Origin of the sequence: Deinococcus fonticola (assembly GCF_004634215.1) — a bacterium.
GTDB lineage: Bacteria > Deinococcota > Deinococci > Deinococcales > Deinococcaceae > Deinococcus > Deinococcus fonticola.
On record NZ_SMMH01000055.1, the window covers coordinates 1 to 12,054 of the forward strand.

Below are 12,054 nucleotides of genomic sequence, written 5' to 3' on the forward strand. Positions count from 1 at the left end.
GGCACGCAAATTACTATGCGTGGGCTTTGCGGTGGTCAAGTCAGGGAAGCCCTACGACCCGCTGTATGTGCGGCTTTCCAGCGAGACTTGACGGGCCGGGCAAAAAACAATATCTACAATTTTGCGCGAATCGTGTAGTGACCCCAACGTAGGCCGGACTGCTCAGCAGAACCGTCATCAGCTTGACAGCCACATCCTGCCGCAGAGTCGTCGTGGGATGCATCTGGCCGAACGCCACCTGACAGACCAGGCCGAGTAAATCGGGCGGCTGATACTCGAGAATGGCCATGTTGGCACGGGCCTGGACTACTGCCCCTGAGAACTGTTCCGCTGTCAAGAGTCTCTTGAGGCCAGACTGCAGCAGCGTGGTCTGCTCCGTCAGGGTGGTTGAACTGGTCGGATGGGCCAGTTGACCGATAATTCTGGCCGCATCTATCACGCAAGCTTCGATTCTTGGCCAGTCGTTTTCTTGAACCATGAGTGACTGCATACGTCCAGTTTACACACTATCGTATTCAACACCATAGTGTTCAAAGAAGTCGAACATACGCAGACTTACTCCAGCGAAGCACTAATTCAGTGTGGCCCTCCGGGACTTGGCAAGCTCGAGCCGGGCGTCCAGCGCTGTCAAGACGACAAAATCGACAGTAGAGTCAGGCTGGGTCGAGTCATACTTGACAAGGGCAGGCGCGAGCACTGCACACGTCAGGTTATGCCAGTGATGAATGGCCGGAATGTCGAGGACTGGAGGCGCACGGAAGACTTGCAGCGTAGCCTCCAGGGCTGCCTGATGGCTCCGTTCTGGTTCAGCGACATGCAGCAACTGGTCCGCAAAAAATTCGCGGACACCCCTGACCTGCTGGAGGACGATTGGATGTAAAGGCATGGTTGAGGAGAGGGACGAGCCGATAAAACCGAGCACGAACAGCAGCATCTTGTCGCGTCTGGTCAGGGGGATTCGTTGTCTGGGACGTGGTCGAGTCTCATCCGTCAATTTGAGGACAGTCAAGCTGAGTGGCGTGGTGAGAAGCACCGCGACCAGGTTGGATGCCACGTCCTCAAGCGTGTCAGGCTGTACATACTGATAAGCCGACTGACACAAGAGGGCGAAAAACGTCATCTGGTGGTCGGTTTCCGCCGTGACGAGCTCTTCGACGATTTTAGTGGCTCTGCGTGCAGCTGCTCGGTACTGCTTAACCGTAAGCAGCTGGCCCAGCCCGGCGTGGAGCAGCTCAGCCTGCTCCCGCACCAACTTCCGAGATTTTTCGTCCTCATTGCCGAGCTGACCGATGATTTTGACGGCTGAAGTGACCAGGTGTTCACAAAGTGGCCAGTGCTTTTCCTGGATGGTGTTAGCCTGCATATCCCCAGTTTACACACTATCGTGTTCAACACTTTAGTGTGTAGAGAGGAGACCGACTTCTTCTGATAGTGGATGGCGTGCCATCCACCGCTCGTCAACGCTTCGCCGACGCTCTGCGCCGCCTCCGCCAGGAGAAAGGTCTTTCCCAGGAAGAACTGGCCGAGAAAGCAGACCTGCACCGCAACTACGTCGGCTCTGTCGAGCGCGGGGAACGCAACGTCGGGGTGGACAACATGGAGCGACTGGCCCAGGCCCTTGGGCAGGAACTTGTCGACATGCTTGGCCGCAGCGACGATTCACCCACCGGAAGTTGACAATTCACCCTCGCGTCCACACGCTGGAAGTACCTGACAAGGGCTTGAGCCTTCGAAACTAAGGCCCTTGCCAGGAATCCACAAGTGATGGAGACGAGATGAATGATACCCCCTACGCCCAGATGCGATTGAATCGGGCACAGCAGCGTTATCTGGGCCTCTACGGCCAGCCCGTCAGGCACGGCCTGGCGGCGGAAGACCCTCTAGCACGGGTGGAATGCGCCCGGTCTCTCCTCCCCTTTTTCCACGCCCGTCTGGAAACCGGCGGCAGTGATCAGTTCGGTGCGCTGTTCGGATACCGCGAGGGCACCAGCCTGAAGATTGAGCATGCTTTGCCCGCCGGGTATGGCCCGCGGCCCCTGTTTGACATGGATGCGAGTTACCTGCTCGGCGCAAGTGACGCCTTTCAGCAGTGCCATCCAGACATCGACTGGACCGGCATCTGGCTGATGCGTCCTGACAGCTGTCTCCCCCACCAACGTGAAATCGAGGACATGCTCGAAGAAGCCAAGGCTACCCGCCTGCTCGCCGAGGAACTGTGCCTCATGTGGGTCGGCTGGCGGGACGCTCAACTCGTTTGCCTGCCGTATGTCCTCTCTGAACCTGGTGGAGTAGCTGTCCCGCTGGGCTGCAACATCGGCTACGCAGCGGAATAGCTGGCGTGTGTAAGAACTGGAGATGAGGCAAGCCCCGCAAGGTTTCTGGCAAACCAGAAACCTTGCAACCTTGCAAGCAAGCAATCTTGCTTAATTTCCTTCAGTGAGCCGCTGTACGAGGTTTTCTCGCAAACTTTCGTCTTCCTGTACCTGAAGAAGCATGGTTTCGAGAACGTCTTCGACGGTAACCCGCACGCCAAGTTCCTCTTCCAGGTCGCTGGCCCATCTCTTCAGCCAGCGCCTCTGTGAAGGCCGTAGCCGTGAAGTGAACGCTTCACGGGCCTCACGCACCTTACTGACTCCCTGTTTCGTTGGTGAAGGCGAGGTCTCCGCCTTTACCTCGACTCTTTCTTGCCTGACCGGCTCGCTTTCGCGACCCTTACGCAGGTTACCCAGCACCGCTCCCAACTCGTCTTTTCCCCTCTTCGTCATGCGCCCCACCCGGAGAGCTTGATAGCTTCGGCTGTTACTTGTCGGTAGTCCTCCCAGCCGGTCTGAGCTGTTCTGCTGTCCTTGATGTCTTTGACGAGCACTCCCTGATTGATAGCGTCCTGAAAAGCCACGGATTCCCGGATTTGGGTTTCGAAGGTCGGCACGTTCAACTGGGCCAGACCTGCGCGTGCCTGCTCTGCCCGCGGACCTGGTCGTACTCTCGTCAGCAGAGCTGCGTAGCGTTCAGGGGGAATATTTCCACTGCTCAGCAGTTCTACGGTCTGACCGATGCCATCTAGGCCACTCAAGTCGGCAGGACTGGGAAGAATCAACAGGTCAGCTGTCTGCGCCACCTCCAGGAGTTCCCCAGCGTCCGCACCCCCACGAGAATCGATGACCAGAGCGTCATACTCGCCAGCACGGGCCAGTGCTGTCGGGGACACGACTCGGAAGGGTAACTTTTCACGGCTGGCCCAGGCGGTCGCGGTGCGGATGCGGTCGCCATCCAGCAGCACCACCTCCAAACCTTCCAGGGCCAGGGCACCTGCGAGGTGAACAGCACTGGTGGTCTTGCCCACCCCACCTTTGAGGCTCGCCAGACCAAGTACCAGTGGGCCACTCCGAGCTGGCGAGCTTGCTTTCTTCCTTGCCATATTTCCAGCTTACCAAGAAGGTAAAAAGCAAGTTATCTTGCAAGCAAGGTTGCAAGGTTGCTTGCTTGAGAGCTTACTTATTTGTTACCATGCTTGAATAAGCTGATGGGATAGGCGAATCCGACATTTTTGCGGTCACTCAAAGAAGCAGCTATGAGGCGAAAATACTATGTGTACATGCGTGACCCGGTCACGCAGCGACGTGTTCTGCGCCACCGCTGGGTAGCGGAGGAGGCCCTGGGCCGCCCGCTCCTGCCCCGCGAGGTCGTACATCACCGAGACGGCAACAGTCTCAACAATGACCTCGACAATCTGATTGTGCTGCCCAGCCAGCGGGTGCACGCACATGCTGAATATCACGCGCGTCGCCATCAACTGGGGATGCCCAGTCTGTTCCCGGAGCTTTTCCAGGTTATTCCCGAGAACACTGTGGGCACACTGTTTGCTCACATCCTGGTGTGGCAGGGGAGAGAGCCACCACTTCGCCGAAGAGAGGCTCGAATATCTGAGCTTCCCCTGACCCAAGTGCCGCTCTTCAGCAACGATGAGGTTGAAGTTGAGGACTAGAGCATTTGACAAAAAGATGCACATCTTTTTGGCGAGCGGAACGAGTGCAAAACAATGAGCAGGACGGAGAATGGAGCGGGTGACGGTGCTGTTCCGACGCACGCGTAATTCGGAGAACTGCTCTAAGGTGAACTAGGCAGCTTTCGGCCTCCCGCCAGCTCTTGTCGGAGCCAGCTGTTTTAGGGCGTCATATATGCCACAGGCTTTGAGTTCAGCAATGACCAGTGCGGCGGGTTTTTTCTGGGCGCGGGAATACATTGACTCGTCGTGCTTGATGTCGTGCAGGACGCGAGCCAAGAGATGGGCCACATCGTCGCTGTAATTCTGTCCCTGGTCTGCTCCGCGGATGAGCTGCCAGATGAGCCAGCACCAGAAGCGAATGTTCTGGTTGTCTTCGAAACTGTTTGCCAGGGCACGAGCGGCTCTCTCGACTTCAGCATTCCTCCGCTGACGGGAGAGTCCTGCAAGGGCAGGCAAGGTGAAAATCACTTCGAGGCCGCCTGAAATCGCGGCTGCAACAGTCAAGGTAACGTCAGTGGACTTAGAAAAACCATCTAACACCCACCTTATTAGTTCCTGTTTTTCTACTGCCTTCAGACCTTGAATTGACTGTTGCAGTTCTTTCTGGCCCTGCTCCCGCCGCGGTTTTTTCACCCGGGTTTCGGCAGCATTGACCGTCGCCGCCTTCCGGCCCGTGAGTACCTTTTCACCCCGCTTCCTGGCTTCCTGACGTTCAAGCGCTCTCTGGGCAGCCAGCTGGCGGGCCTCGGCCCGCTCTTCCTGTTGGGCCGACTGTTTGGCCCGGTAGGCCTCCTTTTGCTCTTCGGTTCTGGTCAAGTTCCAGACCGTCCGGCCAGACTCCGCATCAGCGTCCAGATTGCGCCAGGAGTATTTGAGGTCTTCGTGCCTGACCTTCACTGCATCGGCATGACCGGAAAGCTGGCGCTCGGGATGGATGCTGACGGCCCAGACCTTGCCCGTGACCGCAGTCTGACCCCTGAGCTTGCCGAAATGGTCACGGGCGTCAATCACACCGGCAGTCTGCAGGGGCTTGAGATTGCGCCAAATCGTCGTCCGGTCTACCTGAAAGTGGGCCGCCAACAGTTCCAACGGGAGGTGAAACACCCCCACGGTGACGCCAGCCGCAGGCAAGCCACGGGCGCGGATGCTGGTCAAGGCCAACTCGTGCAGTAGACGGAACAGCCTGCGCGCGAGTTGAGGACACTCCGCCGTGTCCAGGCAGGAAGTGAGCGTGTCAGATAAGTTGAAGCGGTATTCGCGTTGCACGCGGATAGGCGGCGGCATGGCCGCGGCGTAACGGTCAATCACAGATGGCGGAGTGGTCTGCGAGACGGATTGCCGTCGCGCCTTGATTTCGGCCTGAATATCGTCAACTGTTCGGCAAACGGGCAGACCGCTATCCGGCTTGACCAGCGCTTCCACCTCTGGTGCTGGTTCAGAGACCGGCAGGTTCTCGAAAAGCGGAATGACTTCCCGCCCCCTGGCTCTTTGAGTCGCCTCAAAGCGTTTGAGGAAGCTCATCGCCTTGGCGTTTTCGGTGAGACTCATCGCCTCACCTCGGTTGCGTTTTCGTCCTCTGAAATAGCCGATTCGCCCCCAAATATTTGAGGAGAAATTGAGGGATAAAAACAGTCGTGAATCGGCACATTCAGAGCGTCATTTCGCTGAGTTTCTGCGAGCTTTATGAGTGGGCAAAATGCACCAAAACCTGCTAAGAATTTTCCCCGTGTTGAAAGGTCAACTAGAGCCCCGAACAGCGGAGTCGGCAGAAGTTCTTTCGACTTACAATTGGAAATTATGCTGTTCAGTTCGAGATTTTCCGCAACTTCGGGTTGCGCATCTACTAACGGCAAGTGAACGGATCCGGAGCGGACTGAGACGAAATCTGAACCCTCCAAACAGGAAAAAAAGTGTCCAGAAAAATCTGCAAACGAGTGCCAAACGAGTGCACTTTTCCGGGTCTCTTTGCTGGGTTCAGGCGTCCGGATATCTGAGCCTTCCCGCCTACTTTCGTGAAGTAAAACCATGTCACCACCACTTGCAAAAAAGGGGGCTTATCGGTAACATGCCCTCATTGCGATTGGGGCATCTTTCCGACTTCTCTCTGAACATCCGTTGGCGCGGGTGTTCAACTTTTTTATTGCTTCCTACGCAAAATCCGCCTGGATTTTGCCTTCCTCCTATCCTTCCAGCATAAGCGCGCGAGGGTGCGCATGCCAAGAGAAGCGCTGTGACAGCCCGCAACGAATAGCTGTCAAGCCTGAGAAATGCCGTCCCATACGAACAATCCTCCTAGACGCGAACTTCCCTTCCGCTGAAGGAAGCTGTCACGAAGCCTTGGGCTTGAGCTTCACTTCCACTTCCATGTCAAGCACCTCCGCGATGCGGCGAATGGTTTCCATGCTGTGGTCGTGGTAGCTGCTGCTCAGCCAGCGCGAGACCAGAGGAGGCTTGACCCCTAACGCGCGCGCTATAGCGGCCCCGGTCATCCCCCGGGCCAGCATGGCCCGCCGAAGCTCCCGGCTGACCGGGTCGGGGGCTTCCTGAGCCGGTATCAGGGCCGGGTCGAACTGCATTTCCGTCAGACCCTGCTGAGCCGCTTTTTCCTTGAGAACGTCCAGGGCGGCCACGACGCCCATCGAGAAGGCCACTTCACCCGTTGCCGGGTCGGTGAGGGCGGGCACCTGATGAACGGTCAGGAGGTGGCCCTCTTTGACTTTGAAGGTTTCAGTAATCAAGCTTTGCTGCTGGGTCATCATTGAACATCCTTTCAGTTCGCCATGACGGTGATGACGATGTAGTATCCGCCCTGGTTCCAGCCCACCTTGGCGCGAACGGTGACGGTTTCCAGATGGCGGTCGAAGTTGATGCCTGGTGCCCGTCCGGGGGCATTGTCAGGAAGGTCTTTACTCACTTCGTCGTAGAAGCTGATGGCATCGAGCACATCTTCCTGATGAAGCCCGTCCAGACTCAATTCCTGAGCAGCGTGGCGACTGAAGGCGAGTGTCCCCACATCGATGGCATGCCAGATGGCTTCGATTTCCCAGGTGTGCACCTCGTCTGTACTGAAATCGAATCCCTCCAGCATGCTGGAATATTAACTTATGGGTTAATCAACCGCAAGTGTGTCTTCTTCGCTGACTTCTTGAATGCCAGCCAGTGCCTCCTGATCACGCTCGCGGAGCTTGATTCGCGTCAGCTTGCCTCTGAGCACCTCCAGGGTGTACTCGCCCTCGCCGAAGAGGGAACCGTCAATGGTTTCCGGAAGGTCAACCACCAGGACATGATGCTCAGGGTCGTAGGTCACCTCTACCTTGGCTTTGGCGTGCCGTTCTTTGACGGCTTCCAGCTTCTTCTTCCCGGCATTGATGAACGCCCTCCGGCGACGGCCACTGTCCTGCAGTTCGACGATTTCCCCGGTGGCAGGGAGGCTCACATCGTATTTGCTGTTCAGGTAACCGGCCATGTTGTTTCTGGGGGCAACTTCCCCATGAGTCAGCAGGACTTTTCCTGGACTGTAGCGGGCAATCATACCCAGCATGCCGCCACGGTCGGCATGCGCCGAGAGGTAGAAGCGTTCCACCCGCGAGTACGCCGATACAGCTTCCAGGCCACCCCGACCGTTCGGCAGCATCACTTCACCACCCTGCTGCAGCTCCAGCAGGCGGCGGCCCGGCGACTCGGCATCCTGATAACCCACCACGAAGAGGGCATTGTCACTTTGGGGCAACCAGGCCCTGGCGTAGAGGGGACTGGCTCCGGCGTGCAGCATGCCGCTCGAGGCCACCACAATGCCGGGTCGGTCGGAAGCAATGACCTGCTCGCGCTCACGGCGGTCTCTGACCAGCTTCACCGCCTCGTTGAGGAACACGGGTTGCCCACTGGCCTTGCGGCGGTTCTGCAAGGCCGGTGGGAGCAGCGGAAGCATCTCTTCGTAGGCCTCGGTCATCTGGCGGGTCAGGCCATCCAGGTAGAGCGGAGCCTTTGGAAGGAGACCGCTCGCCATGCTGGTGGTCAAAATCTGGGTGATTTCCTGGGCACGGCCCAGGGCGAATGAGGGAATCAATACCCTTCCGCCACCCTTGAGCGTCTCGCCGATGGCCTGTACGAAGGTACGTACCTGCTCTTTACGGGAAGGCAGCAAGGTGTCGCCGTAGGTGCTTTCCGAAACCACCGCATCAACTGGAGTGACCTGTGCGGGCAACCAGGCAGCAGTGACCACCGGCGTCTCGACGTTGCTGACATCCCCGGTGTGGAAAACGGTCTTTCCGCCGCTTTCAATCAGGACGCTGGCTGCCCCTAAGAGGTGGCCGCTGGGATAGAGAGTGAAAGCGAAGCCATGGTCGGTAATGCGCTGGAAATAGGGGATAGGGCGCAAGCGCTCGAGGGTGCGCTTCATTTCAGTCGGACTAAACATCGGGTAACCCTGCTCAGTGCTGACCTTAAGCGTATCAGCGAGAACCAGAGCTGCGATACGAGCAGTTGCTTCAGTGCAGTAAATGTTGAGCTTGGGGAACCGGCGAATGACGACAGGTAACCCAGCCACATGGTCAAGGTGCGCATGGGTCAGCACCATGGCGCTGGGCGGATAGTCGGTCAGGAGTTCCAGTTTGGGAAGAGCCGCTTCACCCACGTGACCTGGGCGTAAGCCTGCGTCTATCAGGAGGTTGCCCTCCCGAAGCAAGTAAAGGTAGGAACTGGCTCCTACCTCATCCGTACCGCCTAGCCCAATGAACGCGAACGACATACGCATATCAGTATCAAAAAATAAGGGCCGCCACCCTCTTAGATGGCGGCTGGTGACGAGTGGTTTTAAGGGAGGATCTCAGGCATCACATGCAGATTTTGAGTTTCGTCATTTGCATGGGTCTGACTAGTAGTTTTCCCTTCCGACTTGTCGCTCTCTATCGACTTACTACTGGACTTTTTGGGCTTGTCGTTAGCAGGTGCATCAGGCACAAACGGCCTTGTCCCGATACGCCAGATACCCATCATTTTGTTGCCGACGGGCAATTGCTCGGCGAACGCCAGATGTGCAGCAGCCTGAAGGCTGTAATCGGCCATTGCAGGCCAAATATCTCCCAATTTTTGCTTCAAGTCCTGCACATTACTCGCCACAATTTCTTGAGTTTTTCTTCCGACCTGTACCCTAAAAACAATCATTTCAGACATACCATTGTGCTTAGATTTTTTCATCATTAATATCTTCTCCAGTAAGTTCGCGAAGCGAGGCGGTTCTCGGCTTACCAAACCTCACATAAGGCATGGTTGGCCACATGGGTGCTGGCTCGTCGGGATGAGTCGCGCGCCAAACCCGCGTCGAGTGTTGAGCAAAGGCAAAAACATCGTTCCGGATGCCCGAAAACCCGGGGTAATGAGTCAGATGCTCAGCTAACGCCAAAACCTGCTTACGAGCAGTATCAGCAGGTAGTTGGTAAGGCCGTTGGCCGGGCGTGGGTTGTCCCCCACGGCCAGTAATTAGGCGATTGATACGCTGGCGGTAGTGGGTTCTGGCCTGCTCGCTAAGACGCCACGTGATAGCTCCCAATTCGGTTTGCGCCAGCTGATAATTACGCCAAATTAGCGGCCAGTCAGGGTCAATTGCCAGTTGCCACTGCTCACGATCGTCCGGCGGTTGATTGGCCAAAAGGACGATTGCAATCTTGCCGCCGTCAGGTGGCAGCACCACCATCTGCAGTGCTGGCAGACCCACCTGCCTAAGGGCCGTACGGGTGCCATGGTCGGCTCCCAAACTGGGGTAACGAGCAACTTGCTTGCTCGCTATCTCCTCCGCCTTAGCAATAGGCGCAGTGATGGTGGTGGCGTATGGCGACGCGCGAGCTAGGTGTGCAACCGCGCGTAAACCACTCGTGACTGTCGTGTGGTAGATAATTTGCACATACTTATAGATGATTGCGCGAGGGTGTGATTTGCAACTCTACTGTCTCCAATACCCCCAATTGGGGGTAAAACCTATTTCGACTCTTGAAGTATTTGACTTCAAAAATCACCGGTATCCGAGGGTGATTTGTCAAGCCCTTCCTTGAAGTATTAAGAATAAATAAACGTGCAAGGGAAACTGGAAAATGCCCTTTTAGAGATGTAATTTCAATAGATATAATGAATGTTCCTATTTCGGAACAGCCCTTGAGTAGCCTGAGTCTATGGTGCTGTCCTCGCAGACAACCATGGGCATGGCTCGCCACCATGACCAAACCGACGTAGCTGCGTGCTGGGGAAACCTCGCTGGCGCGGCTGCAACAGGGGCTGGAGGGTGCAACTCCCTTCTTCTACCTAATCCTGTTTGGAGAAGGTTGGGCGACACGGAAACGGGACACGGGGCGACTCGTGCAACCCTGCCATTTCGGAAAAGTAGCTGGGGCGGCTCGGAAGGGTCGAACCAGGTCCCCACTGGTGGGCGTCAGCATGGCCGTGAGGTCATGAGCAGCAACGGCGTGATGTTGGGTGATGACCGACACGCAAAGGGTGCTGTGGCACTTGAGGGCGCAAGCTCGCAAGGTCGGCGGATAGCTCAAGCCAGTAACGGCAGTCAGTACGGTTGCTGTGGGGTGGTTGGCTTTATTAAGGGGAAAGTCAATGGTGTTAGTGGTCAGAACCGGATGGACACATTCGGGCCGTCGAGAGACGTGGACAACATGCAAGCAGGTAAACCGCGAGTTCGGAACATTTGCGCGGCTAAAGGTTCAGGAAAAGGGAACTGGACTGACTGTACAGCGAAGTTTGCATGGATGCTGACCGGGCTACATCACTGCGAATGCAGCCAGAAGATTTGGATAACGTGGGAGGTTGCTTGCTATACATCAGGGCCGCTTTTTCAGGGTCGGCGGCAAGCAGCGGGAGCGGCAGTTACTAGGTTCAAACAGGTCGAGCGGAAGCTGTTCCATAAGCCCTGTGTACTGGCTGAAAAGTCAGGCCGAAAACTGCCATCGGTTGAAGGTCGTTCCGTAGGTTCGACTGGGTTTCATCTGCGAGGATTACGGCATGCAACGCCGAGCACCAAGGCACGCTGGGTTGGCCCCCAAAATGTCAGCATTTTCTGCAGGTTGGCTCCTGTAAAAAATGTGGTCAAAAATGCAGCGATTTGGGTGACCAGCGTCAGGTCATCACGTCGTTTTTTTGCAGTATTTTTTCTACCGCCAGACTCCCCCGCAACCAGTCAGCAGGGGCCTTATAAGCTAGGTCACTGGTGGGCGTTCCGCCCTGTCATTTGCGGCATGAATTCGGGGTGGACTAGGCCGTCACTTCTGCGCGGCTGTCGACGTATGTGCGTGGCAGGCTTTTGCCTCCATGTGCGGAAAATTGACTCGCTTGTCAGGTCACACCTGATAGAGCACAGCGAGGCGTGTGCATTGCCCATATCGTGAGTGGGATTTCGGTGCATGTCTGGTGCGGGTCGCCTTCAGTAAGCGACTGTCAGCCTTATTCAAACTGAAGTGTAGCCGCACTTAAAATCTGGTTACAGGAGGGAGGGTTCCCGGCCTGGCAGTCCCCAAAGCGAGAGCTTTTTGGGGACTTGTGTCTTTGGGGGCAAGGCCATTCGCCGATGACCCGATGAACCGGCCAAAGGGGGCGCGACTCCTTCGAAGCCAGTACAGACGGGACGCGCTCAAACCCCGAAAGTTCCCTTCTGGCTTCCTCTGCCTGGAAGGTGCATCTATCTCTCTAATTGAAGACCGCAGGTCTTCGCCAATATCGCTTCTGCGCAACTGTATGGCGTTTCCCTCGCTGCATTGCGCTTGAAGGAACACCAAAGCCAGACCCATCTTTGGCCAGCACCTCAGCTAGCGAGTTTGAATCGCAATAGGTAATAGAGGAAATGTGCCCAGTCCGCGCCCAGGCTCTCTCAGAAGAGTCATTCATTAAGCGTTCGGGACTTACCCACGCACCCTAGAAATTACAGTGGACTGCACCCAAGAAGGCGGACAGGGGGTCAAGTCACATCTGGGCTTGATGATACTGGGCCGCAAACTCTGCCGGGGGCACGTACCCCAGACTGGAGTGTAATCGCCTCTCGTTGTACAGGGTTA

13 protein-coding genes are annotated in these 12,054 nt (G+C 56.5%); 3 read left to right on the forward strand and 10 right to left on the reverse strand.

Annotated elements, in window-relative coordinates:
- Window positions 1-40 precede the first annotated feature (40 nt).
- Window positions 41-490: a hypothetical protein gene (locus tag E5Z01_RS18085; protein WP_135230647.1), complete on the reverse strand. Its 450-nt coding sequence runs from the start codon at window positions 488-490 to the stop codon at window positions 41-43.
- Between the two features lie 81 nt (window positions 491-571).
- On the reverse strand, window positions 572-1,363 hold the full coding sequence (locus E5Z01_RS18090; protein ID WP_135230648.1) for a hypothetical protein: 792 nt from the start codon (window positions 1,361-1,363) through the stop codon (window positions 572-574).
- Between the two features lie 77 nt (window positions 1,364-1,440).
- Here E5Z01_RS18090 and E5Z01_RS18095 point away from each other — a divergent pair, with 77 nt between their 5' ends.
- On the forward strand, window positions 1,441-1,677 hold the full coding sequence (locus tag E5Z01_RS18095; RefSeq protein ID WP_167758008.1) for a helix-turn-helix domain-containing protein: 237 nt from the start codon (window positions 1,441-1,443) through the stop codon (window positions 1,675-1,677).
- Window positions 1,678-1,775: 98 nt separating this feature from the next.
- The gene (locus E5Z01_RS18100; RefSeq protein ID WP_135230650.1) at window positions 1,776-2,333 is read left to right on the forward strand and encodes a hypothetical protein; all 558 of its coding nucleotides are present in this window, start codon (window positions 1,776-1,778) and stop codon (window positions 2,331-2,333) included.
- A gap of 90 nt (window positions 2,334-2,423) precedes the next feature.
- Here the strand turns inward: E5Z01_RS18100 and E5Z01_RS18105 are convergent, their stop codons facing one another.
- Window positions 2,424-2,765, reverse strand: a complete 342-nt coding sequence (locus E5Z01_RS18105; protein ID WP_135230651.1) for a hypothetical protein — start codon at window positions 2,763-2,765, stop codon at window positions 2,424-2,426.
- The gene (locus E5Z01_RS18110; RefSeq protein WP_135230652.1) at window positions 2,762-3,418 is read right to left on the reverse strand and encodes a ParA family protein; all 657 of its coding nucleotides are present in this window, start codon (window positions 3,416-3,418) and stop codon (window positions 2,762-2,764) included. The genes E5Z01_RS18105 and E5Z01_RS18110 overlap by 4 nt, the downstream gene beginning before the upstream one ends.
- 177 nt (window positions 3,419-3,595) lie before the next feature.
- On the opposite strand from E5Z01_RS18110, the gene E5Z01_RS18115 reads away from it, so the two are divergent.
- Complete coding sequence (locus E5Z01_RS18115) at window positions 3,596-3,985, forward strand: HNH endonuclease (RefSeq protein ID WP_240738561.1); 390 nt, start codon at window positions 3,596-3,598, stop codon at window positions 3,983-3,985.
- 132 nt (window positions 3,986-4,117) lie between these two features.
- Here E5Z01_RS18115 and E5Z01_RS18125 read toward each other — a convergent pair whose 3' ends face one another.
- The 6 genes from E5Z01_RS18125 to E5Z01_RS18150 form a co-directional block, all read right to left on the reverse strand.
- Window positions 4,118-5,554 carry a hypothetical protein gene (locus tag E5Z01_RS18125; RefSeq protein ID WP_135230654.1) on the reverse strand — a complete coding sequence of 479 codons (1,437 nt, stop codon included), beginning with the start codon at window positions 5,552-5,554 and terminating at the stop codon, window positions 4,118-4,120.
- A 779-nt stretch (window positions 5,555-6,333) separates the two neighbouring features.
- Window positions 6,334-6,744: a helix-turn-helix domain-containing protein gene (locus tag E5Z01_RS18130; protein ID WP_167758009.1), complete on the reverse strand. Its 411-nt coding sequence runs from the start codon at window positions 6,742-6,744 to the stop codon at window positions 6,334-6,336.
- Window positions 6,745-6,776: 32 nt separating this feature from the next.
- On the reverse strand, window positions 6,777-7,094 hold the full coding sequence (locus E5Z01_RS18135) for a hypothetical protein (RefSeq protein WP_135230656.1): 318 nt from the start codon (window positions 7,092-7,094) through the stop codon (window positions 6,777-6,779).
- 21 nt (window positions 7,095-7,115) lie between these two features.
- A complete protein-coding gene (locus E5Z01_RS18140) occupies window positions 7,116-8,759 on the reverse strand; it encodes an MBL fold metallo-hydrolase (protein WP_338069172.1) in 1,644 nt (547 codons plus the stop codon).
- A 59-nt stretch (window positions 8,760-8,818) separates the two neighbouring features.
- Window positions 8,819-9,205 (reverse strand): hypothetical protein, encoded by a 387-nt coding sequence (locus E5Z01_RS18145; RefSeq protein ID WP_135230658.1) that lies wholly within the window; start codon window positions 9,203-9,205, stop codon window positions 8,819-8,821.
- Complete coding sequence (locus E5Z01_RS18150) at window positions 9,189-9,905, reverse strand: hypothetical protein (RefSeq protein ID WP_240738569.1); 717 nt, start codon at window positions 9,903-9,905, stop codon at window positions 9,189-9,191. Before E5Z01_RS18150 ends, E5Z01_RS18145 begins: the two co-directional genes overlap by 17 nt.
- Window positions 9,906-12,054: the final 2,149 nt, after the last annotated feature.